This is a genomic window from Frateuria sp. Soil773, assembly GCF_001428405.1.
GTDB lineage: Bacteria > Pseudomonadota > Gammaproteobacteria > Xanthomonadales > Rhodanobacteraceae > LMSL01.
The window spans coordinates 399,541-423,386 of the sequence record NZ_LMSL01000002.1; the positions used below are offsets into that span (position 1 = coordinate 399,541).

Annotated in this window: 19 protein-coding genes and 1 pseudogene; 16 read left to right on the forward strand and 4 right to left on the reverse strand. The window is 67.6% G+C overall.

Annotation, left to right across the window (positions count from 1 at the left end; all coding sequences use genetic code 11):
• Positions 1–74: 74 nt before the first annotated feature.
• Complete coding sequence (locus ASG87_RS01810; protein WP_055999875.1) at positions 75–1,058, reverse strand: helix-turn-helix domain-containing protein; 984 nt, start codon at positions 1,056–1,058, stop codon at positions 75–77.
• A 604-nt stretch (positions 1,059–1,662) separates the two neighbouring features.
• Here ASG87_RS01810 and ASG87_RS19035 point away from each other — a divergent pair.
• The 16 genes from ASG87_RS19035 to ASG87_RS01885 all read left to right on the forward strand — a co-directional run bounded on the left by ASG87_RS19035 (position 1,663) and on the right by ASG87_RS01885 (position 19,136).
• On the forward strand, positions 1,663–1,836 hold the full coding sequence (locus tag ASG87_RS19035) for a Flp family type IVb pilin (RefSeq protein ID WP_157510828.1): 174 nt from the start codon (positions 1,663–1,665) through the stop codon (positions 1,834–1,836).
• A gap of 24 nt (positions 1,837–1,860) precedes the next feature.
• Positions 1,861–2,388 carry a prepilin peptidase gene (locus ASG87_RS01815; protein ID WP_055999880.1) on the forward strand — a complete coding sequence of 176 codons (528 nt, stop codon included), beginning with the start codon at positions 1,861–1,863 and terminating at the stop codon, positions 2,386–2,388.
• 421 nt (positions 2,389–2,809) lie between these two features.
• Positions 2,810–3,256, forward strand: a complete 447-nt coding sequence (locus ASG87_RS01820; RefSeq protein ID WP_055999883.1) for a TadE/TadG family type IV pilus assembly protein — start codon at positions 2,810–2,812, stop codon at positions 3,254–3,256.
• 20 nt (positions 3,257–3,276) lie between these two features.
• Positions 3,277–4,302, forward strand: a complete 1,026-nt coding sequence (gene cpaB / locus ASG87_RS01825; RefSeq protein WP_055999886.1) for a Flp pilus assembly protein CpaB — start codon at positions 3,277–3,279, stop codon at positions 4,300–4,302.
• A gap of 95 nt (positions 4,303–4,397) precedes the next feature.
• Complete coding sequence (locus tag ASG87_RS01830) at positions 4,398–5,648, forward strand: type II and III secretion system protein family protein (protein WP_235499537.1); 1,251 nt, start codon at positions 4,398–4,400, stop codon at positions 5,646–5,648.
• 18 nt (positions 5,649–5,666) lie between these two features.
• Positions 5,667–6,941: a fimbrial protein gene (locus tag ASG87_RS01835; protein ID WP_157510829.1), complete on the forward strand. Its 1,275-nt coding sequence runs from the start codon at positions 5,667–5,669 to the stop codon at positions 6,939–6,941.
• Positions 6,926–8,221 (forward strand): CpaF family protein, encoded by a 1,296-nt coding sequence (locus ASG87_RS01840; protein WP_055999892.1) that lies wholly within the window; start codon positions 6,926–6,928, stop codon positions 8,219–8,221. The genes ASG87_RS01835 and ASG87_RS01840 overlap by 16 nt, the downstream gene beginning before the upstream one ends.
• Positions 8,218–9,153: a type II secretion system F family protein gene (locus tag ASG87_RS01845; RefSeq protein WP_055999895.1), complete on the forward strand. Its 936-nt coding sequence runs from the start codon at positions 8,218–8,220 to the stop codon at positions 9,151–9,153. The genes ASG87_RS01840 and ASG87_RS01845 overlap by 4 nt, the downstream gene beginning before the upstream one ends.
• Positions 9,150–10,106 carry a type II secretion system F family protein gene (locus tag ASG87_RS01850; RefSeq protein ID WP_055999898.1) on the forward strand — a complete coding sequence of 319 codons (957 nt, stop codon included), beginning with the start codon at positions 9,150–9,152 and terminating at the stop codon, positions 10,104–10,106. The genes ASG87_RS01845 and ASG87_RS01850 overlap by 4 nt, the downstream gene beginning before the upstream one ends.
• A 2-nt stretch (positions 10,107–10,108) precedes the next feature.
• The gene (locus ASG87_RS01855; RefSeq protein ID WP_055999901.1) at positions 10,109–11,005 is read left to right on the forward strand and encodes a hypothetical protein; all 897 of its coding nucleotides are present in this window, start codon (positions 10,109–10,111) and stop codon (positions 11,003–11,005) included.
• Positions 11,002–11,517, forward strand: coding sequence for a DUF3613 domain-containing protein (locus ASG87_RS01860; RefSeq protein WP_055999904.1), 516 nt, complete (start codon positions 11,002–11,004; stop codon positions 11,515–11,517). The genes ASG87_RS01855 and ASG87_RS01860 overlap by 4 nt, the downstream gene beginning before the upstream one ends.
• Positions 11,518–11,523: 6 nt before the next feature.
• On the forward strand, positions 11,524–13,680 hold the full coding sequence (locus ASG87_RS01865) for a pilus assembly protein TadG-related protein (RefSeq protein WP_082582679.1): 2,157 nt from the start codon (positions 11,524–11,526) through the stop codon (positions 13,678–13,680).
• 139 nt (positions 13,681–13,819) lie between these two features.
• Entirely contained in the window at positions 13,820–14,551 is a 732-nt protein-coding gene (locus tag ASG87_RS01870) for a DUF2968 domain-containing protein (RefSeq protein WP_055999910.1), read from the forward strand.
• 540 nt (positions 14,552–15,091) lie between these two features.
• Positions 15,092–16,369 (forward strand): Vi polysaccharide biosynthesis UDP-N-acetylglucosamine C-6 dehydrogenase TviB, encoded by a 1,278-nt coding sequence (gene tviB / locus ASG87_RS01875; protein ID WP_055999913.1) that lies wholly within the window; start codon positions 15,092–15,094, stop codon positions 16,367–16,369.
• Positions 16,370–16,371: 2 nt separating this feature from the next.
• Positions 16,372–17,382 (forward strand): NAD-dependent epimerase, encoded by a 1,011-nt coding sequence (locus ASG87_RS01880; protein WP_055999916.1) that lies wholly within the window; start codon positions 16,372–16,374, stop codon positions 17,380–17,382.
• Between the two features lie 92 nt (positions 17,383–17,474).
• Entirely contained in the window at positions 17,475–19,136 is a 1,662-nt protein-coding gene (locus tag ASG87_RS01885) for a GMC oxidoreductase (protein ID WP_055999919.1), read from the forward strand.
• Positions 19,137–20,179: 1,043 nt separating this feature from the next.
• Here the strand turns inward: ASG87_RS01885 and ASG87_RS01895 are convergent.
• From ASG87_RS01895 to ASG87_RS01910, 3 genes and pseudogenes are all read right to left on the reverse strand, one after another.
• Positions 20,180–21,031 carry a hypothetical protein gene (locus ASG87_RS01895; RefSeq protein ID WP_235499538.1) on the reverse strand — a complete coding sequence of 284 codons (852 nt, stop codon included), beginning with the start codon at positions 21,029–21,031 and terminating at the stop codon, positions 20,180–20,182.
• A 947-nt stretch (positions 21,032–21,978) separates the two neighbouring features.
• Positions 21,979–23,457, reverse strand: a complete 1,479-nt coding sequence (locus tag ASG87_RS01905) for a hypothetical protein (protein ID WP_055999928.1) — start codon at positions 23,455–23,457, stop codon at positions 21,979–21,981.
• A gap of 9 nt (positions 23,458–23,466) precedes the next feature.
• A pseudogene (locus ASG87_RS01910) lies at positions 23,467–23,846 on the reverse strand (hypothetical protein); the annotation flags it as partial.

Below are 23,846 nucleotides of genomic sequence, written 5' to 3' on the forward strand. Positions count from 1 at the left end.
CCGGCACCCCAAAGTCGCCGGATCCCGGCCTCGCACGAACAACGGTTCCATGGCGAGCTCGAAGCGAAGCCGCCTCAAGGCGCCGACAGAGCATCCCCCGGCGGCGAGCGCATCAAGGTGTCGTGCGGCAGTTCGCCGAACACGCGACGGTAGCTGTCGGCGAAGCGCGACAGGTCCCACAGCCCGCAGCTCAGTGCCACCGATTTCACCGAGCGCCGGCTCACGTCGGACAAGGCCAGGCTGCGGCAGGCCGTGCACAGCCGCAGCATCGACAGGTAGCGGTTGGGCGAGATGCCCAGCAGGTCCTCGAAGGCATAGCGCAAGGCGCGCTCGCTCACGCCGGCCGCGTTGCACATCTCGTTGACGTAGATATCGTTGCGCAGGTTCGCGCGCATGTACTGCTCGGTACGTTGCAATATCAGGTAATGCTTGCGCCGGCCGCGGGTGCAGTTGGGCAGGTCGGCGCCGGTTGCCGCCAGGCTCGCCGTCAGGTGGCTGTCGAGCAGGGCCTCGATGTCGATCCCGGCTTCTCCCCCGCCCTCTGGCGGACCGTGGATCAGCCGCTGGCGCACGTCGTGGTAGATCGCCTGCAGCCGCTGCGCGGCCGGGGTATAGGACAGCCGCACCAGGGACGGCAGGTGGATCGGCTCGCCGGCGTGGTGGCGGTCCAGCTCGGCGTACCGCCGCTGCAGCGTCTCCAGCGGCAGCAGCACGAAGCTCAGGCGGCTGCCGGCGCTGAGCCTGAACTCGGTGGTGCCTTCCGGCAGCACGGTGAACGCCGTGCCCGACGAGAACGAGATCCCGTGGCACCAACTGCTTTCCTCGGTGTGGTGGACGAAACCGAACAGGCACCAGTCGATGGGCAGGGTAAAGCGGCCGCGGAAAGGGAACGCCGACTCCGCGCTGCAGAACAGCGCCTCGCCCTGCACCAGGCTGTCGATGACCGCGCGCGGCCCGTCCGCGTTGAGCAGCACCGTTTCCATCTTGCAGACGCGGAGCATGCCGCTGAGCGAAACCAGGTCGCAAGGCAATAGCCGGCCGTCATCCCTGATATCCATGATGCGTAAACAGCCCCCTGCTTCTGCACGCATGCCGACCGCGAACGGGCCGGCACGCTCCATCCGAGCCCTTCCACAATGGACCGCAGGTGCGCCGGCTCTTACACATATTCGGCAAATTTGCCACGCCCCTGCGCGCGCGGACGGGAAAAGTGCCAACCCTGCCGCAGGAAAGGCATCTCAAACGTGCCGTTTTTGTGCAACCGGCACGCATGAACCGGAAAAGAATGTGCTAGAGGTCGGCCGGGTTCCCAGGAACCCCGACGAACGAACAGGGGGGCATATGGATATCGCAGGTGTCGCGCATGGTGCGCCAGGACGCATCGCGCTTTTTTCCCGCCATTCCGGCATCGCGCCGGACACGCCCCGCAGCGGGCGTCCGGATTATCCCCGTGCTCGCCGGAAACCGGCGGGCGCCTTTTTCGCGCACCGGCGCGGCACCGGCCTCAGCGGCCGCCCCTGAACGGCAAACGATTCGGTATTGGCCCGGGTGGGCCAACCTGCGCCCCGAAACGCAGGCAACTCGAATGGCCGGTCCTTCGCATCCCGGCCATTCGGGCATCTTGGCAACGGAAGAGCCCTGCGCTCTGTCATGGGAGGCAACATGAACATGTCGATCCGTCGTTTCTTGCGTGAAGAAGATGGGATTACGGCGTTGGAGTATGGAATTCTTGCGGCGTTGATTGTTTCAATAATCGCAGTCACCTTCGTACCAGCCATACAAACCGTATTCGATACCGTTGTAACTAAGCTAAAGACCGCCTTGGGCATATCGTAAGGGCTCTCATGTAGAGCGCCTTCCATGCTTATTGCCTCGCAAATAATCACTGCGGCTCTGTGCCTGCTTACCGTCATTAGCGACCTTTATGCCCATCGAGTACACAATTTGTGGCTGCTTGTCGCTCTGCTGTTAGGCACTATCTGGACGGGTTGGGCTTGGTGGCAAGGATTGACGGACCAGCCCTGGATAGCGCTAACGGGCTTGATCATCGGCCTGGCCGTGCTGTTGCCCTGTTACGTGTTCGGCTGGATGGGGGCCGGCGACGTGAAGTTCTTCGCCGTGCTGGGTTTTCTCATGGGCGCCAAGGCACTGCTGCCGATATGGATCGTCGGCAGCCTGCTGGGGGGCGTGCATGCCCTCGTCCTTCTCGCGTCACGCCACTGGCTGGCCGGTCAGCCGCTGGCCTTGCTGCAATCGAGCCTCCACACCTCGAGGCTATGGCAAAACGTCGTGGCGGCGCGCCAGGGGCGGGTCGGATTGCCGTACGCCGCCTATATGGCGATGGGGGCCTTGCTGGTGGTGTTCATTCCAGACCTGGCGCATTGGTGAGGGTCATGGGTATCCCGAACAGCCGTCCATGCAGTGTCATTCCGGCGAGCCTTGAAAAGGGGGCGAGGGCGGGAATCCGGTGTCTTCGGATTCGACGGCCTAGAGTCGCTGGGTCCCAGCTCTTGCCCCCTTTTCGAGGTTCGCCGGGACGACGGTTGCGGGCTGGATGGGTGACACGCGTCAATCCTTCGCCATCCCCCATCCCCGTCATTCCAGCGCAAGCTGGAATCCAGCGCCTTGGTGTTTCGATGGTCCGGATCTGCCGGACCCCAGCCTGCGCTGGGACCACGCCCCCGTGGCATTCGGGGCGCCCCTCATGAACGCCGCGAAGCGACCGTCCGCAGGGAGGCCATTCTCCACGTCTGTACATGCCGCCCGGAACAACCGGCACAACGCATCCGGACGAAAACAACAGCGCGGCGTGGTGGCGATCGAGTTCGCCCTGGTGTTCCTGCTCGGCGTGCTGCCGCTCCTGATGCTGACCTTTTCCGGCGTGCTGATCTTCGCCGCCAAGCAGTCGCTGACCCTGGCCGCCGCCAACGGCGCGCGCGCGGCTCTGCGCTACGGCAGCACCGGCGAGATTCCGGAACGCCGCACCGCCGCCTGCCTAGCGGCCTCGCAGTCGATGCAATGGCTGCTGGATTTTTCCGGGGCCGCGCCGGATTGCGCCGCGCCGGGCAACCCGCCGATCGCCGTGACGGCCGCCTCGTGTCCCGCCACGGTCAACGTGCAGTGCATCAAGGTGGAGACCACCTACAACTACGACGCGCATCCCTTCATCCCGGGCACCACCGCCGTCTACGGCTGGCTTCTCGGCAACGCCCTGACCAGTTCCGCCACCGTCCAGCTCGATACGTCGGGCACCTGAGAGCGCCGGAGATTGCCGCGATGCAGAAATTCACCCGCCTTGCCGCCCTGCTGCTGGTCGCCGTCGCCGTCATCCTGGCGATCGCGGCCTTCACTCTGGGACGGCGGACCACCAAGCCGGCCGAGGCGCCGGCGGGCATCACCCAGGCCCCCGCTCCGCAAGGCGGCCGCACGTCCCGGCAAGGCGAGGTCGTGGTGGTGGCGGCGACCGCGCTCAAGGCCGGCACGCCGATCGCGGCCTCGGCGCTGCGCCTGGACAGCGTGGCGCAGCGGCCCGTGGACGGCTACGACAAAGTGGACGCCGTGGCCGGCGGCATCCCGCTGCTGGACATCCCCGCCGGCACGGTGCTGACCTCGAACCTGCTCGCGCGCGGCGTGGCGATGGCGCTCAGGCCCGGCGAACGCGCCATGGCGGTGCCGGTCGACGAACAGGCCGGCGCCGGCAACCGGGTGCTGCCCGGCGACTACGTCGACGTCTTCCTGAGCCTGAAGTCGGCGCAGCCGGCGGCCTACGGCAAGGCGGCCACCGACGGCACGCAGACGCGCCTGCTGCTGTCGCGCCTGCGCGTGCTGGCGTACGGCGGCCAGGATCTGCCGCGCGCCAGCGCCGAGGCCGGCGACAAGCCACCGGCCAAGGACGGCGCCACGCGCAACACTGAGCAGGAAAGCCGGCCCGTGGCGCGCACCGCCGTGCTGGCCGTGCCGGTACAAGACGCGGACCGCCTGCTGCTCGGCGTGCAGAACGGCAAGCTGTCGCTGGCGGTGCGCCATCCGCGCGACGACGGACGACCGGACGACGCCTTGTTCCCGCAGCCGCGCACCGTGCTGACGCCGCGCGCCGGCCTGAGCGCCGACCAGCGCGCCCTGCTCGACACACCGGACAACCGCGCCTACGCCGGCATCGACGGCCTGGGCCTGGCCGGCAATGCCCACCGCGCCGCCGCCTCCGGCAGCAGGCCGCACCGCGTCGCCATTCCGCAGGCCGTGGAGATCATCCGCGGCACCTCGTCCGATGCCGCGCGCGCCACCCGGACCAGCTCCCCATGACACGACGGATCCTTGCCATGGCTTTCCCGAGGCGCCTTCCCCGCCCGCACGTCCTGCACAGCCTGTCTGCCGCCTGCCTCGCCCTGACACTCGCCATGCCGCCCTTACGGGCAGACGCAGCCGACGCCAGCCTCGTCCTGCAGGCGCACGAACAGCGCCCGTGGCAACTGCCGCGCGACCTGGAGCGGGTCGCCATCGCCGATCCCGGCGTGGCCGACCTGGTGATGCTGAAGGGCCGCCGCGAAGCCCTGCTGACCGCCAAGCAGCCGGGCCAGACCACCCTGCTGCTGTGGCATCGCGGCCAACCGGAACCGCAGCGGCTGGTGGTGCAGGTGCGCAGCGCATTGCAGGCGCAATTGCAGGACGACGCCGGCGCGCAGGTCTCGGTCCACGACGGTGCCGCCCTGCTGCAGGGCAGCGCCGACAGCACGCTCGACCACGAGCGGGCGCGCCTCGCCGCGGCGGCCACGGTAGGCGACAAGGGCATGCTCGCCGACGCCTCCACCGTCGCCGGCGGCGGCGTGGTGCAGGTGGACGTGAAGGTGGTGGAGTTCGACCGCACCCTGCTGCGCCAGCTCGGCCTGAAGTTCAACAACGCCAACGGCGGCTTCAGCTACGGCATCACCAGCCCCAACGGCGCCACGGGCGGCGGCGACTCGGTCGGCAACGCGCTCTCATCGGCCTTCAACCTGGTCGCCGGCTCGACCACCGGCAAGTGGAGCGGCAGCCTGAACCTGCTGCAGAGCAACGGCATGGCGCGGGTGCTGGCCGAGCCCACCCTGGTGGCCCTGTCCGGCCAGAGCGCCAGCTTCCTCGCCGGCGGCGAGCTGCCGATACCCGAGCCGCAGGGGCTGGGCACCACCACCATCACCTACAAGTCGTTCGGCATCGGCCTGACCGTGACGCCCACCGTGCTCGCCCCCGACCGCATCGCGCTGAAGGTCGCGCCGGAGGCCAGCGACCTCGACTACACCAACGGCGTGACCCTCAGCGGCACCAAGGTGCCGGGGATCATCACCCGCCGCGCCGACACCACGATCGAGCTGGGCGACGGCGAGACGTTCGTGATCGGCGGGCTGATCAGCCAGAACCTGCGCAGCCAGGTCAACAAGATCCCGCTGCTCGGCGACATCCCGATCATCGGCGTGTTTTTCCGCGACCTCGACTTCAGGCAGGAGGACAAGGAACTCGTCATCGTGGTCACCCCGCACCTGATAAAGCCGTTCGCGCGCGGCACGACCCTGCCGCTGCCGGGACAGCGCGAAGCGCAGCGGCACCTGCCGGTGTGGGGCGCGTTCCTGCTCGATCCGGCAGGGTCGGACCAGTTGCCGGGGTTCTCGCGCTAAGCCTCGATGGATGACCCCATGTCCGTTCCCGCCGCCCTGTTCCCCATGAGCAAACCGGAGCCTGGAGTGGTCCTCGTCTTCGTCTCGCCCGACCCGGCCCGCGCGCAGCGCCTGTCCGCCAGGCTGCGCGACGTCGCACGCGTGCAATGGGAAACCGGCACGAACGAGCTGGTGCTGGCCGAAGCGGCGCGCAAGGCCGGCACCCGGCTGCTGCTGGACTACTCGCCCGCCGCCGCCACGGCCTCGTCGGAACTAGCGCACCGGCTGATGCTGCATGCATCCGAACTGATCCTGGTCGGCGTCGGCTCCACGGCCACCGACCAGGCCGTGGGCGTGCTCGCCGCCTGGCATGCCGGCGTGCGCGATTTCCTCGACATGGACGCCACCGACGAGGACCTGCGCGTCCTGCTGGACCGTGCGCAGGCGCCGGCCACGTGGCCGCGGCGCGAAGCCGCGCCCGCGCTGCGCCCGCGCGGCCGCCTGGTGCTGCTGCTCGGCGTCAGGCCGGGCGTCGGCACCAGCACGCTGGCCGCCCATCTCGGCGCGATGGCGGCGCCGGCGGACGAGGCCGACGGCGCGCCGGACCGGCAGGCGCTGCTGCTCGATCTCGGCCGCCCCGCCGGCGACGCCACGCTGTACCTCGGCGTGGACGGCGAGTTCCACTACGACGACGCCCTGCGCAGCGCGCGGCGCATCGACGCCACCCTGATCCAGACCGCGCTGGGCCAGCACGCCAGCCGGCTGGCGCTGCTGTCGCAGGTGCCCGGCACGCTGGAGCCGCCGCGCGGCGACGGCGACCTCGACGTCCTGCTGGAGCGCCTGCGCAGCCACTTCGCGCTGCTGCTGTGCGACCTCGGCGGCCTGCCGGTCGCGCAGGTCCCCGTCGCGCTGCTGCGCGACGCCGACGAGACCTGGCTGGTCGCCGACCAGAGCATCGGCGCGGTGGTTTCGCTGGACGCCATGCTGCGCGAGCTGGAACGCGCCGGCATGCGCGACTCGCGCCTTTCGCTGCTGGTCAACCGCTACGACGAGAGCGGCGGCGCCACCGCCATGCAGATCGCCAGGCGCTTCGAGCTGCCCCTGCTGGCCACGCTGCCCGAGCGGCCGCGCGCGCTGCGCGCGAGCGCGAACCAGGGGCAGTTGCTGCACCAGTCGTCGCCGCGCGATCCGTACGTGCGCGCGCTTCATCCCATCCTCGCCAAGCTGCACGCCAGGCCTCCCCGGGCTGCCGGCACGTCAAGCTGGAAACGAGCGCTTACCGGCCTGGGAGGCTTCCGATGGAAGAACAGTTGATGCCCTTCGAGCACACCCAGCAGTTCCACGACGTGCTGGCGGCGGCCCACGAGTTCCTGCTGAACCGGATCGAGGACCAGCACCTCGACATCGCCGCCTGGTCGTCGGACACCGTCGCCAAGTACGTCGGCACCGAGACCGCGTCGTTCGTGCAGGAGTGGCGCATCCCGGTCAACGAGGCGGAGGTGCAGAAGGTGGCGACGGCGCTGGTCAAGGAGCTGACCGGCTACGGCCCGCTGGACGACCTGCTGGCCGACCCGGAGGTCGAGGACATCCTCGTCAACGGCTACCAGAACGTCTACATCTCGCGCCGCGGCGTGCTGCAGCAGGCGCCGGTGCGCTTCAGCGACAACCGCCACCTGCTGCGCATCGTGCGGCGCATCCTGGCGCCGCTGGGGCGCCGGCTGGACGAGGCCAACCCGATGGTGGACGCGCGGCTGGCCAACGGCGGCCGCCTCAACGCGGTCATCGAGCCGCTGTCGGTGACCGGGCCGAGCGTGTCGATCCGCAAGTTCCGCCGCGACCCGTTCACGCCCGACGACCTGCTGCGCATCGGCACCTTCGACCGCCCCATCCAGGCCCTGCTGCACGCCGCCGTGATGAGCCGCTGCAACATCCTGGTCTCCGGCGGCACCAGCTCGGGCAAGACCTCGCTGCTCAACGCGCTGGCGCACTACGTGCCGCCGGAGGAGCGCGTCATCACCATCGAGGACACCGCCGAGCTGTCGCTCAACCACCCGCACGTGGTGCGGCTGGAGAGCCGCCTGGGCGGCTTCGAGGGCAGCGGTGCGGTGAGCATCCGCGACCTGCTGCGCAACAGCCTGCGCATGCGGCCCGACCGCATCGTGGTGGGCGAGGTGCGCGGCGCCGAGGTGCTGGAGATGCTGCAGGCGATGAACACCGGCCACGACGGCTCGATGTCCACCATCCACGCCAACTCGCCGCGCGACGGCCTGTCCCGGCTGGAGATGCTGGCCGGCTTCGCCGGCTTCCAGGGCAGCGAGGACAGCCTGCGCCGGCAGATCGCCAGCGCGATCGACTTCGTGGTGCAGATCGCCCGCCTGGGCAACGGCCGGCGCGTGATCTCCTCGATCACCGAGGTCACCGGCGTCAGCGACCGCATCATCACCACCCAGGAGATGTTCCGCCACGAGACCTTCGTGGACGCCGCCGGCAACGAGCAGAACCGCTGGCCCGGGCTGGGTTTCCATCCGCATACCCGCAAGCTGGAATCGTTCCGCCAGTTCCTGCAGGAAGCGTCGGCCGAGATGGCGCGATGACGCTCGCCCTGGTCCTGCTGAGCGCGGTGTCGCTGCTGCTCGCCGGCGCGATCGAGCTGTGGTGGGGCAGCCCGCTGCGCCAGCAGCAGCGCAAGAGCCTGGCCCACCTGGAGAAAAACCTGGCCGCACCGGTCGCAGCGGCGAACCCGGCCGCGGCGGGCGCTGCCGGTGCGGCGGCGCCCGCGCGCCAGCCCGGCGAACTGGTCACCGACCCGCTGTGCCTGCGCGCGGGCCTGCCCACGGGCTGGCGCGTGCCGGGCCAGATCGCCGCGCTGGGATTGCTGCTGACGGTGCTGGGCGCCTGGCGCATCGGCACCGCATGGGCCTGGCCGGTATTGCTGGCGGTCTACGCGGCGATGGCGTGGCTGTGGCTGCGCGCGCGCATCGAGAAGCTGCGCAGGCAACTGGTGCGCCAGTTGCCGGATTTCCTCGACGCGATGGTGCGCCTGGCCAGCATCGGCAACAGCCTGCCGATGGCCTTCCAGACGGCGGCGGCGTCGGTGCAGGCGCCGCTGCGCGGCGTGCTCGACCAGACCATGCGCTCGGTGCGCACCGGCCTGGAACTGGACCGCGCCCTGCAACTGGCCGCGCGGCCGTACCGGCTGGAGGCGCTGGACCTGCTGCACGTGGTGCTGGGCACCGGCGTGCGCATGGGTGGCCGCGCCGACCACATCCTGCAGCGGATGAGCGACTTCATGCGCGACCTGGACCACGCGCAGCAGGAACTGCGCGCGATCACCTCGGAAACCCGCATGTCGGCCTGGGTGCTCGGGCTGCTGCCGATCGTGGTGGCGATCTTCATGTCGCTGCTCAACCCGGCCTTCTTCCATCCGATGTTCACCCATCCGCTGGGGCACAAGATCCTGCTGATCGCCGCGGTCATGGAACTCATCGGCGGCTTCCTGCTGTACCGGCTGGCGAGGTCGCTATGACCACCGGACTGCTGCTGGCGCTGGCCCTGCTCGCCCTCGCCATGGGCGCGGCCCTGTTCGGCGCCAGCCTGCTGCAACGCGCGCGCCAGGAACAGCAGCACGACCAGGTGATCGACCAGGCGCTGTCACGCCTGCTGCACGCGCCCAAGGGCGAGGCCTCCGAGAACGTGCGGCGCACGCCGTGGCGCCTGCTCATGGACACGCTGGAATCGCTGGGCCGCCACTTCGAGGACGGCCGCCTCGGCAAGGCCCTGCTCGCTCCCGAGGACCGCCTGCTGCTGGACCAGGCCAACCGCAACACCCGCTCCGGCCGCGCGATCTTCCTCGGCCTGCGGCTCGCGCTGGCGCTGCTGCTGCCGGCCCTGGTGGCGCTGTGGCTGCGCCCCACCGGGGTCAGGGCCCTGTTGGAACTGTTCGCCGCGCTGGCCGCCGGCGTGCTGCTGCCGAAGTTCGCGCTGAACGCCTGGGCCACGCGCCTGCGCAAGCGCGTCGAGGACGAGCTGCCCCTGCTGATCGACCTGCTGCGCCTGCTGCAGGGCATCGGCTTCAGCATGGACCAGAGCCTGCAGACGATCGCGGAGCGCTTCTACACGGTGCTGCCGGTGCTCGGCCGCGAGATCCGCGACGCCAACGCCGCCTACATCCGCGGCCGCCCGCGCGACCAGTCGCTGCGGCGGCTGGCCGAATCGTTCGACAACGAAGACCTCAAGAGCCTGGTGCTCATCATCCTGCAGGTGCACCAGCACGGCGGCGCGGTGCAGGAGCCGCTGCGCCAGTTCGCCGAGCGCCTGCGCGAGCAGCGCAAGATGGGCATGAAGGAAAAGACCGGCAAGCTCTCGGTGAAGATGACCATCGTGATGATGCTCACCCTGCTGCCGGCGCTGATGCTGGTGCTGGCCGGGCCCGCGGTGGTCTCGCTGATCGGCACCATGGCTAAATTGAAGGGACATTGAGCATGGCCATCTCGCCGCGCCACCGCACCCATGCCCGCCGCGCGCGTCGACCGCTCGCGCTGGCCGGCTGCCTGCTGCTGGGCGCCTGCGCCACGCGCCAGGGCTACCTCGAACACGCGCAGCCCGCCCCCGAGCCCGAACCGCGGACGGTCGCCGCGGAAAGCCGCACGATGTACCTGGACCTGATCCGCCGGATGCAGCAGCAGGGCGCGTACTACGCCTCGCTGGCGCACATCGACGCCTACCGCCAGCACTACGGCGACACGCCCGAGCTGCGCCGGCTGCAGGCCGACGCCTTCCGCGGCACCGGCCAGGCGGACGCGGCCAGCAGGCTCTACGCCACGCTGCTGCGCAGCGACCAGGCCGGCCCCGCCGAGCACGGCCTCGGCCTGATCGCCGCGGCCCGAGGCGACAACGACGCGGCCGAACAGGCGCTGTCCCGCGCGGTGCAGGTCGATCCCCTCAACATCGCCTACCTCGGCGACCTCGGCTACGCCCGGCTGCAGGCCGGCCGGCTGGCCGCCGCGCGCGAGCCCCTCGCCAAGGCGGCCGAGCTGGCGCCGGGCAACGTCAAGGCGGTGTCCAACCTGGCGCTGTGGATGCTGCTGGACGGCAACTACGCGCAGGCCGACGCCATGATGCAGCGCGCCGAGCTGCCGCAAGCCGCGCGCGACGCCATCCAGCGGCTGGCCGTGCAATTGCGCGGCGCGATGCAGGCCGCACGATCCACCGACGGCGCATCGCCGGCCGCGGCATCGGAGGCGCGCACGCCGCGGCAGGTGCCGCCGCCGGACGCCCCTGGCGCCCGCCCCGCCCGGCCGACCCGGATCGCCGGCCTGCCCGGCCCCATGCTCGAACGCTTCGACTCCACCTCCACGCCCAGCGAGGCCCATCCATGATTCTCCGCTTCGCCTCCGCGCGCTCCTCCGTGCTGCTCGCGCTGCTGGCCCTGCCCGCGCTGTCGATGGCCCAGCAGCAGCCCCTGACCGGGCAGATGATGGCCGGCTACCCGCCGGCGGATACAGCACCGGCACAGCCGCCGCCGAACGTCGCGCCGGCCACGGCACCGCGCACCGTTCCCGCGCCGCGGCCGGCGCGGGTCGCCAGCCAGCGGCCGCCGCTCCCGCCTCCCGCGCAACCCATGCCTGCGGCCCCTATGCCCACTAACTCCATGGATGCGCCCGAGCCGGAAGACACCGGCATGCCGGTCTCGCTTCAGGACACGCGGATCGGCGAGACCACGCGGCAACTGTTGCAGATGCAGGCCGACGACCGCCGCGCCGGCACGCGCCTGCCAGTGCTGGGCGACGAGGCCAGCGCCAGCTACCGCCGCTACCTGAAGAGCTTCGATCACGCCATTCCGGAGTTCTACGAAACCAACGTCGGAAAGAGCACCGGCAACGGGAGATAACAGGCCATGAGCGCGCCCGGACGGACCCAATGCGCCACCGCGGAAGGTGCCTGCCGGCGCCCGGACGGGCACGGCACGGGCATCGCCCCGCGGTGCCAGCGCGGCTCCATGTCGATCGCGATGATCCTCATGCTGGTCGGCCTGGTCGCCATGCTCGGCCTGGTCGAGGTCGGCTATTTCTACTGGGCCAAGCGCGATACGCAGAAGGTCGCCGACCTCGCCGCCCTGGCCGGTGCCCAGCGCCTGCAGGACTGCGCCCCGGACAACGCCGACAACGCCGCCGCCCGGGGCAACGCCACGGTGGACAACGGCTTCGGGGGAACCCTGGCGATCGCATGCGGGGACTGGAACCCGGCCAACGCCGCGACGGACCACTTCGCTGCCGTCGCCGCCGGCGGCAGCGTCAATGCGGTCAAGGTGACCGCCTCCGTCAGCGCCGTGCCGTTCCTGCACCAGATGGGCACGCAGAGCCTGACGGTGAAGTCCGAGGCGGTCGCTTCTGGCGCACCACCCATTGCGGCGTTCTCGGTAGGCACCACCCTGGTTGACTACGACGGGTCGTCAACCCTGGGACAGTTGCTCAAGAGTGTTGGCATACCGCTCGAGGGTACGTCGCTGGTCGGTTACGAGGGCTTGGCTAACGTCAAGATCACGCCAGCAGGCTTGCTCAAGCAACTGGGCGTCGAGGTACCTTCCGACATCAGCGTCGGCGACCTCAACACCTTGCTCGCTTCTCAACTGCATGCACGTGCCCTCATTGACGTGCTGGACGCCATCGTAACGGTAGCTGGGCAACAAGATTTGGCTAACGCCAACACCAGCTTGCTCAACACTCTCACGGCACAACTCAACCTTACTCTTCAGAAAGTGACGCTGGGTGGCCCTGGCGGACTGTTTGCAACGATCGTTGCTCCCGATGGAGCGGCGCAAGCTGCGCTCAACGCGCAAGTAGATGCCCTGCAATTGCTTGCGACGGCCATAGGCGTGGGAACAGGGCAGCATGCGATAAGCGCCAATATCGATACGCCGCCTGCAGGCCTTCCCTTTGGCTTGCTGAAGGTCATTGCAAAGACACGGGTAATCGAACCGCCATCGATTGGAATCGGCGGCATAGGAACCAGCGCCTATACGGCACAAGTACGTACCTTCCTTCACATCATTGCAGATACAAGTGGAGTCCCTCTTATCGGGGGGCTCATCAAGCTCAAGCTCGATCTACCAGTTGCATTGGACTTGGTCGATGCGAAGGGCACGCTGACGGACCTGTGCACCGCCTCGGACGATGACGGCCATCCGCTCGCCACCATTCAAGTGGAATCCTCCGTACTCAAGATGTGTGTCGGCAATTTCGACGAAAGCCAGGTGTTCTCGACCGCACACGGTTGCGATGGCATTCCGGGAGCCTCTTCAAACAAGATGCTGTTGGATGCCCAGATCGCCGGACTGGATCTGATTTCGTTGAATACGCATCTGGCTACCCAGGCATTACCCGCCAACGGCTCAGACTCGCTGTATGTGGGGCAGACCAAGGTCATACCAGCCAATGGAAATCAGTTGGAGATCGGCACCACGGTCAACAATCTGGTCACCGCCTTGACCGCCGCCCTGATCGCCAACCCTCAGACACAACCGCCTGGCAATCCATCGCAAACGGCCAATCAAACCGCTCAGGACCTCTGGAACAGCACCGATGCGGGCCTCGGCAATCTCGCAAGAACCCAGCAAGCCCTCAACAAAATCAAGGCGGCATCACAAGGTCTACAGGGATTGCTCGGGAACGTGACCGGTGACGTGCTTGCTCTTCTTGGCAATACCTTGCAGCTCAATGTGCAGGGTCTGCTCGGCTCCGTGGGTAACCTCCTCGGCGGTGTTACTGGCGCCTTGTCCGGCGTGCTCAACAACCTTGGATGCACGCTTGGAAGCAAGGACTCCTGCATCAACGTGATCAGTGGCGCGATAACCGCCTCCGGCGGCTCTGGCTCGAACTCCGGTGCTTTCGTCAACCTGCTCGGCTTCATACTTCAGGCACTGAAACCTGCACTCGATGGCGTTGGTTCAAACATACTCACACCGATACTCCAAAATGGGCTTGGGCTAAAACTGGGTCTGACCGACGTCCACCTGCAATCGCTGCAATGCCATCGCGTCCAACTGGTCTACTAAAGATGCCCACCCGTACGCACAACCATCACTTGACCCCTCGCACCGCGGCCTTAGACTGCCTGGATCGGGAGACGCGGACGTCGCCCGTCGGTGCCGCGAGGCCGGCCAGGAAAACCAGCAACCACCGGGGAAACAGGGGATGACTTCATTGATTCGCAGCGCGGGCGCGCATCGCTTCGTGGTGTCGTTGCTTGCAACGGCCCTGACGGCCGCCTCGGCCTCGGCGCTGGCGGCACAGCCACCCCAGGCGCACACCGGCGAAGCGGTCGCCGCGCAGGACGGCAGCGTTTCCGGCGGCACGGTCGATCGCCTGCGCCAGTTGATGGACAGCCACCAGCTGACCGAGCTGCGCACCACCTACAACGGCAGCTACGGCGCGAGCCTGCTGTTCCAGGCCGACAAGCTGAGCTACTACGTCGTGCTGTTCCACGACAAGGTGTTCTGGCGCGTGATCCAGTCGGACGTGGAGAAGGACGCCGAGAGCATCTACCGCACCTTCGCCGCGCAGACCGAGAAGCTGGCCGAGGTGGACCTGGACACGCTGCGCCTGCAGGCGGGCAAGAAGTACGCCGAGCACATGGTCGCGCTGAACGAGCAGCGCCTGCAGAACCTGCAGCAGGACGCGGCGCGCCAGCAGCAGCAGGCCCAACAGGTGGCGGCCCTGCAGCAGCAGGCGAAGGAACGCGCGGTTTCGCTGAGCACCGACCTGCAGACCACCAGCAGCCAGCTCGACGCCGTGCAGCAGAGCATCCGCCGGCTGGAAGCGCAGCAAGCCGATCCCGAGCTGATCCTGCCCGCCGCGCCGGCACCGGCCCCGGCGGACGGCACGGCCGCGACGGCAGCGCCGGCCGCATCCAGCTCGTCGCCCTGAGGGACGACGCAATTTCCTGACGGCCGCACCGGGAACGGCGCATGCACCGGCCGTGATGGACGTCCGGACGGACGTCCGTTGCAATCCGCCGGGCTGCGGAAAACGCAATCACCCGGGGAGCGGCTTCGCTCCCGCCGTTGGCCGTCCGCCATGCCGGCGCAGGCCGGCCTCCTCCGGCATCGGCACCGCCGCAACGCACGCGGTGCGGATGCCTCGAAAGGCGCCGGCCGACTCCTCCATTCGCCATAGGCAGGATGTCGCGCGCAGCGTCGCAAGGACATTCGCCTCGTTCCGCAAGCGGCCACGCGCCGCGCGGGGCACGCAAGCGCCGTCGCGCCCGGCTTGCCGCCGCCATCGACCATTCGGCCAACCGGCCTTTTGCCGGAGCGGAAACGCTTTCGCGCCCTGCTAGCCTCTGCTCCGCCGTGCACCGGAAGGCCCATGGCAAGCAGGGGCAGCAGGCGATCCGGCGCGGTCGCCCGCCGACGAAAGCCATCACGCCAGTCCCGTATCGACGGGGCAAGCGGCCGGGACGCTCGTATGCGCAATCTGCAAGACACGAAGCTCGCGATCGTCGGCCTGGGCTACGTCGGCCTGCCGCTGGCGGTGGAATTCGGCAAGCGCTACGACACGGTCGGTTTCGACATCAACCCGGGACGCATCGACGAGCTGCGCGCCGGGCGCGACAGCACGCTGGAGGTGGACGCTGGCGAACTGGCCGGGGCCACGCGGCTGCGCTTCGGCGCCGCGCTGGACGACCTGCGCGACCGCACCGTCTACATCGTCACCGTGCCCACCCCGATCGACAGCGCCAAGCGGCCGGACCTGACCCCGCTGGTGAAGGCCAGCGAGGCCCTGGGCCGGGTGCTCAAGCCCGGCGACACCGTGGTGTACGAATCGACCGTGTACCCGGGCTGCACCGAGGAAGTCTGCGTGCCGATCCTGGAGAAGGTCTCCGGTCTGGTCTTCAACCGCGACTTCTTCGCCGGCTACAGCCCCGAGCGGATCAACCCGGGCGACAAGGAACACCGCGTCACCTCGATCCTCAAGGTGACCTCCGGCTCCACCCCGGAGACGGCCGACTTCGTCGACCGCCTGTACGGCTCGGTGATCGCCGCCGGCACGCACAAGGCCAGCTCGCTGAAGGTGGCCGAGGCGGCCAAGGTGATCGAGAACACCCAGCGCGACCTCAACATCGCCCTGGTCAACGACCTGGCGATCCTGTTCAACAAGCTCGGCATCGATACGCTGGAGGTGCTGCAGGCGGCCGGCACCAAGTGGAACTTCCTGCCGTTCCGGCCGGGCCTGGTGGGCGGGCACTGCATCAGCGTGGACCCGTACTACCTCACGCACAAGGCGCAGGAGGTGGGCCACCACCCGGACGTGATCCTGGCCGGGCGGCGCACCAACGACGGCATGGGGCCGTACATCGCCGGCGAGGTGATCCGGCTGATGGTGCGCAAGGGGATCAACCCGGTGCGCGCGCGGATCCTGATCCTGGGGCTGGCGTTCAAGGAGAACTGCCCGGACCTGCGCAACACGCGGGTGGTGGACATCGTGCAGGCGCTGCGCGGCTACCACGCCGAGGTCGACATCCACGACCCGTGGGTGGACGCGGCCGAGGCGAGCCACGAGTACGGGCTGGCGCCGATCGCGCAGCCGGCGGCGGGCGACTACGACGCGGTGATCGTCGCCGTGGGCCACCGGCAGTTCGTGGCGCTGGGCGCGGCGGGCGTGCGCGCATACGGCAAGCCGGCGTCGGTGGTGTACGACGTGAAGTACGTGCTGCCGCGCGACGCGGTGGACGGGAGGCTGTGACGGTGAAAGTCCTGGTTACCGGCACGGCCGGCTTCATCGGCTCCCACGTGGCGCTCAGGCTGCTCGAGCGCGGCGACGAGGTGATCGGCCTCGACAGCCTCAACGACTACTACGACGTGACCCTGAAGCAGGCGCGGCTGGCGCGCTTCAGGGACCATCCCGGCTACACGCACGTGCACGGCGACCTGGCCGACCGGGCGCTGGTGGAGAGCGTGTTCGCCACGCACCGGCCGCAGCGGGTGGTCAACCTGGCCGCGCAGGCCGGGGTGCGCTACGCCGCGGAGAACCCGCACGTGTACGTGGCGAGCAACGTCACCGGCTTCCTGCACGTCCTGGAGGGCTGCCGCCGGCACGGCGTGGAGCACCTGGTGTTCGCCTCGACCAGCTCGGTATACGGCGCCAACCGGGCGATGCCGTTCTCGGAGCACCAGCCCACGGAGCACCCGCTGACGCTGTACGCGGCGACCAAGAAGGCCAACGAGCAGATGGCGCACAGCTATGCGCACCTGTACGGCATTCCCAGCACGGGGCTGCGCTTCTTCACGGTGTACGGCCCGTGGGGCCGGCCGGACATGGCGCTGTTCCTGTTCACCCGGGCGATCCTGGCGGGCGAGCCGATCAAGGTGTTCAACCACGGCCACCACCGGCGCAGCTTCACCTACATCGACGACATCGTCGAAGGCGTGGTGCGCACGCTGGACACGGTGCCGGGGCGGGACGGCGCCTGGGACGGGCTGGCGCCGGACCCGGCCGCCAGCGGGGTGGCGCCGTACCGGCTGTACAACATCGGCAACGAGCAGCCGGTGGAGCTGCTGCGCTACATCGAGGTGCTGGAGCGGTGCCTGGGGCGCAAGGCGAAGACGGAGATGCTGCCGCTGCAGGCCGGCGACGTCCCCGACACCGAGGCCGACGTTTCCGGATTGGTCCACGCCGTCGGCTATCGGCCGCGGGTGCCGGTGGAGGTAGGCGTAGGCCGTTTCGTCGACTGGCACCGGAACTATTACCGCGTGTAAGTAGCAACCGGGCCGCGGCCCGGCGCAATCCGTTTCGCGGAGCACCATCGCAGGGCAGCGCATCGTCGATCAGCGTAAGCACTGGGGGAAGCGTGATTATTGATTACCTGGACGGATCGTCTCCGACCGATGTCGAAGCGGACCTGTGCATCGTCGGGGCCGGCGCCGCCGGCATCGCCATCGCACGGTCCTTTGCCGGCAGCGCGGTGCGCGTGTGCCTGCTCGAAAGCGGCGGGTTCGCCGGCGAGGAACGCTGCCAGGAGCTCTACGAGGGCGGCTCGGTCGGCTCGACCCCGTTCGACCCAGGCACCTCGCGGATGCGCGCCTTCGGCGGAAGCTGCAACCTGTGGGGCGGCGGCTGCATCCCGCTGGCCCAGCAGGACCTCGCGCCGCGCGAATGGGTGCCGCGCAGCGGCTGGCCGCTATCCTATGCCGAACTTGCGCCGTACTACGCGCAGGCGCGCGCGTTCTGCCGCATCGGGCCGCACGGCTTCGTGAGCGGCTCCTTCCTCGCTCCGCTGACGCATCCGCCGATCCGCTTCGAGGCCGGCACCCTGGTCAACCAGATCTTCGCGCGCAGCCCGATCCTGTTCGGCGACGCCTACCGCGCCGAGCTGGAGCAGGCGCCGAACCTCACCGTGATGCTGCACGCCAACCTGCTCGAACTGCAGGCCACGCCCTGCGGCTCGTCCGTGCGCCAGGCGCGCATCGGCGCACTGGACGGGCGCCGCGGCGTGATCCGCGCGCGGCACTACGTGCTCGCCTGCGGCGGCATCGAGAATGCGCGGCTGCTGCTCTTGTCGAACGCGGTCGTGCCGCAGGGGCTGGGCAACGAGCGCGACCTGGTCGGGCGCTTCTTCATGGACCACCCCAGCGGCAAGCTGGGCACCGTGTTCACCGACAGCCCCGACCGCCTCACCCGGCCCTACGACCGCAACCAGGGCAAGGGGCCGGCCCCGTCGTTCCCGGAGATCGGCCTGTCGGAGGAAGCGCAGCGGACGCACCAGGTGCTGAGCGGGCGGGTGCATCCGTTCGCCGTGGAAGGTACGGTGCCGAAGGGCATCCGCGCCCTGCGCGACCTGCGCGCCGCCCTGCGCAGCACCACCCGCGACGAAGGTGCGCTGCTGGCCGAGCGGCTCTGCGCCGCGCTGAAGAACGGGCCGGTCGGCAACGACGGCACCGTGGCCACTTCCGAAAGCATCGGCGTGCTGGCCCTGCGGCTGGGCCTGGGCATCGGCGACATCGCCAGGGCCTTCCGGCAGAAGCTGGCCGCCCGGCCCACGGTGAAGAGCGACCACGTCGACCTGGTCGGCTACTTCGAGCAGGCGCCCAACCCGGACAGCCGGGTCGCGCTGGGGCGCGAGCGCGACGCGCTGGGCCAGCGCAAGGTTAGCGTGGACTGGCGCCTCACCCCGCTGGACCGGCACACCTACCGCACCGCCGCCACGCTGTTCGGCCAGCAGCTCAGCCGCGCCTGCGGCGGGCGCTTCCAGCCCGAGCCCTGGCTGGAGGACGACAGCGCGCCGCTGGTGCACGGCACCGCGCACCACCTGGGCACCACCCGCATGTCCGACGATCCCCGGCAGGGCGTGGTCGATCCGCAATGCCGGGTGCACGGCATCGACAACCTGCACATCGCGGGCAGCTCGGTGTTCCCCACCGGCGGCTGGGCCTTCCCCACCTTCACCATCGTCGCGCTGAGCCTGCGGCTGGCCGAGCAACTGCGCCTCCTGCTGGCGGCGGGCGGACTCTAGGCAAGCGGCGACGGCCCGTATGCGGCATTCGAACGCGCCATCCAACATCGGTTGACGTACGTACCCAGATCGGTAGGGCTCTGCTCAACGTAGCGGACCATGGCGTCCCACGCATCGCGCATGGCTGCGAAGTACTCCAGCGAAACGAAACGCTCAAGCAGGTAGATTTCCTGTGGAATGAGGGGGCCGGATATGACTCAACTTGCAGCTCAAAGGCTGGGCGAGGACTGATCCGGCGACCACTGCCAGTAAGTGTCGCCGTACGCACTGCCTTCAATGACCGGAAAGATGTCGCCCTGCTTGAAGTGGCGACGTGAACGGATCTTGGCAGGAGTGAACCACCAGCCGGCGCGAGGACAGGGTTGGCCGGCCGCGACATGCGACGGCGTGGATTCGACAGTACCCAGTCCCTGTTCCAGCGGCACCGTTTCACCGGGGACCCGTTCGACCAACGTCCAGAAGGTCGCCTGCTCGGAGACGTTCTGCATCGTTTCCGGGTCATAACCGACGTAAGCGATAGGCGCTGCCTCGTTTGCGATCAGCAACTGAGCGNACATATCGCTCTCCAAGCGTGCCCACATTCCAGTAGGCCCCGGCCGTTGGGGCGATGTTACGTGCATAGTGCCCGGCCTTCTGCAGCAGCTTGGTGTAGCGTTCGCTGCCCCCCCGTCCTCCACTTCATCCAGCCAGGCGTCCGAGAATTCACGTTGCCCACGAATGTCGTTGGACACGTTATGCGCTGCGTTCAACCCATTCATGTTGCCGCTGAGCAGCTCAGCGTAGGCGTCATGGACCTCCCGCTGCGTATGCTGGAAGTTCGGCAGCACGCGCTGTCCCCAAACAATGTCGGGCTGCTCGGGCAACGGCCGATTTCGGTAGGCGGGCGGCAGTTTCTGCATGAACCGTTCGAGGCTCTGCTCGACGTGGCCCACCATGGCGTCCCAAGCATCGCGCATGGCCGCGAAGTACTCCAGCGAACTGTAGCGCTCGAGCACGTAGATTTCCTGGGGGATAAGGGGTGCGGACATGACTCAGCTTATGGCTCAAAGGCTGGGCGACGACTGATCTGGCGACCATTGCCAGTAGGTGTCGCCGTAGGCGCTGTCTTCGATGACGGGAAACACGTCACCCTGTTTGAAGTGGCGACGTGAATGGGCCTTGGCCGGGGTGAGCCACCAACCGGCACGAGGGCAGGACTTGCCGGCAACCACATGCAAGGGTGTGGATGCGATCTTGCCCAGCCCCTCGGCCAGCGGCACGGTTTCGCCGGGCACGCGCTCGATCAATGTCCAGAGCGTGGGTTGCTTCGAGATGTATTGAAGTGTCTCGGGGCCATAGCCGACGCGCGCCCGCGTCACGGTCTGGCCGCCGATCAAAAAGTTAGCGCAGGCATCTTCGATCTCGGGAAGATAGACGCCGGACTGGCTCGCCACATCGCCGGTCTTAACTTGAACAGATGGATTGATACGATAAAGCGGCCAAGCAGTTGGTGGATCGAGTTCCCCGCGTTCGGATGAAAAGTTACTGGTCAGAATAGTTTTCGGCCACGAACCACCGGCGGTCGGAATGATGTTGCCCGCATAATCTCCGGCTGCAAGCAAGAGCTTCCAATAGCGCTCGCCGCCCCCTTCTTCGACTTCATCCAGCCAGGTATATGAAAACTCACGTTGCCCGCGGACATCGTTGGACACGCGGTGCGCTGCATTGAGCATTTCATAGTCGCCATGCGTGAGCTTGATATACGCGTTCCACAACCCTTGCTGGGTATTGAGGAAGTTGGGTAGCACGCGCTGTCCCCAGACGATATCCGGCTGCTCGGGCAGCGGCCGATTGCGATATGCCGGCGGCAGCTTGTACATGAACCGGTCGAGGCAATCCTCGACGTAGTTCACCATGGCATCCCATGCATCACGCATCTGCACGAAATACTCGGGCGAGCTGTAGCGCTCGATCAGATAGATCTCCTGGGGAATGAGGGGGGGCAGGCATGACTCAGCTTGCGGCTCAAAGGCTGGGCGACGACTGATCCGGCGACCATTGCCAGTAGGTATCACCGTAGGTGCTGCCTTCGATGGTCGGGAAGATGTCACCCTGCTTGAAGTGGCGACGCGAGTGGGCCTTGGCGGGAGTGAACCACCAACCGGTGCGTGGGGAGGGTTTGCCGGCAGCCACATGCAAAGGCGTGGATTCGACCTTGCCCAGCCCCTCCTCCAGCGGCACAGTTTCGCCAGGAACGCGTTCGATCAGGGTCCAGATTGTGGGTTGTTCGGAGACATTCTGCATTGTTTCCGGGTCATAACCGACGTAAGCGATAGGCGCTGCCTCGTTTGCGATCAGCAACTGAGCGNTTATATCTCGCCCCGAGCGTCCCCACGTTCCAGTAGGCGCCGGCCGTTGGTGTGATGTTATCCGCGTAGTCTTCAGCTGCAAGCAAGAGCTTCCAATAGCGCTCGCTGCCCCCTTCTTCGACTTCATCCAGCCAAGCATACGAAAACTCACGTTGACCGCGGACATCGTTGGACACACGATGCGCCGCATTCAACATTTCATAGTCGCCATGCGTCAGCTTGATATACGCGTTCCACAGCCCTTGCTGGGTATTGAGGAAGTTGGGTAGCACGCGCTGCCCCCAGACGATATCCGGCTGCTCGGGCAGCGGCCGATTGCGGTACGCCGGCGGCAACTTGCGCATGAAGCGTTCAAGGCAATCCTCGACATAGGTCACCATGGCATCCCAGGCATCGCGCATCTGGACGAAATACTCGGGCGAGCTGTAGCGCTCGAGCAGGTAGATTTCCTGGGGAATGATCAGTGCGGGCATGAGGGTGATTGACCTTGTGCGTCAGGGTGCCTTGGCCGGCAGCTTGAGCTTGCCGTCCGGCGCCAAGTTACGTGGATCGATATTGTTGGCCAGTTTCGGTAGGCCGAGGAACTCGTCGCTTTCACCGGGGAAGTCGGTATAGCCCCAACCGGTGGGCTTCCGTTTGGCGAGGTATTCGGGTTTGAGCTGCTTCGGGTCGAGCACGATCTGGGGTGCGCCACCCTCGAGAACAAACTTGCTTCCTTCCTCAAGGCGCTGACTGGCTGTAGCGCCCTCCCATACCCGCAGCCCCTCGCCCGGCGGCACCACGTAGGTCGCGTACTCGCCGTTGCGGTTCCAATATCGCCATACGGCAAAGCGGCGGCGCCAGTCGTCGCGGCTCTTGAGCGCCTTGAACTCGGCCTCGCGCATCCAGCAGATGCTGTTGTCGAACGAGGATGGGTCGACCACTCGGTAAAGCTTTTCGCCTGGCTTGATGGTAACTGGCTTGGCGTTGTGAAAAGTTTTATAGGCTTTCCCGAGTGGCGTGGGAGCAGTTTTGCTAATATCCGGCCAACCTTTCTCGAACGGCGCATCCCCCATGGGCTTGTGGCGAAGCGAGGCCGCCTCATCCACCCACCTCGGCTTGTTCGCCGCCATGTCAGCCGCATCGGCAGCCAGTTGCGGGCGCATGTATTTACTCGGATTGACCGCGTTGACCTCGGCGCGGTAGGCAAGATTGGTTTCCAGTTCGATGCGGCGCGCCAGTTGTTCCAGCCAGTCGCGCACCGGCGCCAGCAGTTCCTCGACACGCTTGGCCATCGCGTTGCGGATATCCATGACCTGGCGCAGCAGTTGGCCAGCCTTGGTGCCCATCGCCTCGGAACCCCAGCGCTGGATCTTGCCGACGAAGTAGTTCAGCGCCTCGATCACCTTGTCGAAGGCTTTCGATAGCTCGCCGACGTTGAGCTTGCCCATCACCTGCCGGAGTTTCCCGGCGATCGTCTTGTAGGGGTTGAGCCAGCCCAGGGACTTCAACGTGCGGCGCACCGACGGCATGGCGAGGTACTGGTTCAGTTTCTTGATACCGGCCTCGACCCACGGCCGGCTGGCCTGCCAGAAGCCGGCTTCGAGCGCATGTACGCCCGCGCGGAACACGCACTTTCGTCCGTAGGCGAACAGGATCTTTCCGCAGCCCTTGCCGAGCGAGCCCAGCACGGGGAACAGTCCGATCAAGGTCAGGATCAGCGCGACCCACGACCATTTGTTCGAGACGTCCTGGTGAATCTTGCGGCAGTTGGCGACCACGTCGCGCACATCGCAGATCTGATCCACGAACGGGATCATCGAGATCACGGTGCCAGTGACGACCTGCGCGGTGGACTGGTCATCCGCAAAGTCGCCTTGCAGCACGTTCCAGATCCATTCGGCGGCGGCTGAAACATCCTCCTTTGCACTCGCATACCAACGCGCGGGCGCCGCCTTGAACCACTCCAGTCCGTTTTCGAGTTCTTCCCACATGGCCGGTCCTTAGCCGAGTTTGTCGCGTGAGGCCGCAATCAGGTCCGCGATGGGGTCCCACGGCTTATCGTCTTGGGGCGGCGGAAACTGGTACTCCACATGAGTCGCCTTCGCCGGCACGTTCTCGTGCCGCGCGTGGCCCTGGGCATCCAGCGTGCCGGCCACGACCTGCCCGCCTTCGAAGAAAATCTTGTAGGGCAATCCGGCGAACGGTTCATCGTCGGGATCGCGGTGATCGATCTCGATCCAGTTGGGAATGGCCTGCATCGCCGACTGCGGGAGGGCCGGCAGCTCGGCCGCTTCGCTCTCTCCCCCCAGGAACGGATGCTGCCCCGCCTTGACGGTGAAGTTGCCCGGGCAGGCGAAGGTGATGTTGCCGCCTTCGAGGG

What these genes read in the sequence shown, in the direction of transcription:
- ASG87_RS01855 (WP_055999901.1), top strand. Translation starts at nt 10,109, where the DNA reads ATGGCCATCTCGCCGCGCCACCGCACCCATGCCCGCCGCGCGCGTCGA.
- ASG87_RS19035 (WP_157510828.1), top strand. Translation starts at nt 1,663, where the DNA reads ATGAACATGTCGATCCGTCGTTTCTTGCGTGAAGAAGATGGGATTACG.
- ASG87_RS01860 (WP_055999904.1), top strand. Translation starts at nt 11,002, where the DNA reads ATGATTCTCCGCTTCGCCTCCGCGCGCTCCTCCGTGCTGCTCGCGCTG.
- ASG87_RS01810 (WP_055999875.1), bottom strand. Translation starts at nt 1,058, where the DNA reads ATGGATATCAGGGATGACGGCCGGCTATTGCCTTGCGACCTGGTTTCG.
- ASG87_RS01835 (WP_157510829.1), top strand. Translation starts at nt 5,667, where the DNA reads ATGTCCGTTCCCGCCGCCCTGTTCCCCATGAGCAAACCGGAGCCTGGA.
- cpaB (WP_055999886.1), top strand. Translation starts at nt 3,277, where the DNA reads ATGCAGAAATTCACCCGCCTTGCCGCCCTGCTGCTGGTCGCCGTCGCC.
- tviB (WP_055999913.1), top strand. Translation starts at nt 15,092, where the DNA reads ATGCGCAATCTGCAAGACACGAAGCTCGCGATCGTCGGCCTGGGCTAC.
- ASG87_RS01845 (WP_055999895.1), top strand. Translation starts at nt 8,218, where the DNA reads ATGACGCTCGCCCTGGTCCTGCTGAGCGCGGTGTCGCTGCTGCTCGCC.
- ASG87_RS01870 (WP_055999910.1), top strand. Translation starts at nt 13,820, where the DNA reads ATGACTTCATTGATTCGCAGCGCGGGCGCGCATCGCTTCGTGGTGTCG.
- ASG87_RS01815 (WP_055999880.1), top strand. Translation starts at nt 1,861, where the DNA reads ATGCTTATTGCCTCGCAAATAATCACTGCGGCTCTGTGCCTGCTTACC.
- ASG87_RS01865 (WP_082582679.1), top strand. Translation starts at nt 11,524, where the DNA reads ATGAGCGCGCCCGGACGGACCCAATGCGCCACCGCGGAAGGTGCCTGC.
- ASG87_RS01905 (WP_055999928.1), bottom strand. Translation starts at nt 23,457, where the DNA reads ATGTGGGAAGAACTCGAAAACGGACTGGAGTGGTTCAAGGCGGCGCCC.
- ASG87_RS01895 (WP_235499538.1), bottom strand. Translation starts at nt 21,031, where the DNA reads ATGGTGAACTACGTCGAGGATTGCCTCGACCGGTTCATGTACAAGCTG.
- ASG87_RS01830 (WP_235499537.1), top strand. Translation starts at nt 4,398, where the DNA reads ATGCCGCCCTTACGGGCAGACGCAGCCGACGCCAGCCTCGTCCTGCAG.
- ASG87_RS01850 (WP_055999898.1), top strand. Translation starts at nt 9,150, where the DNA reads ATGACCACCGGACTGCTGCTGGCGCTGGCCCTGCTCGCCCTCGCCATG.
- ASG87_RS01840 (WP_055999892.1), top strand. Translation starts at nt 6,926, where the DNA reads ATGGAAGAACAGTTGATGCCCTTCGAGCACACCCAGCAGTTCCACGAC.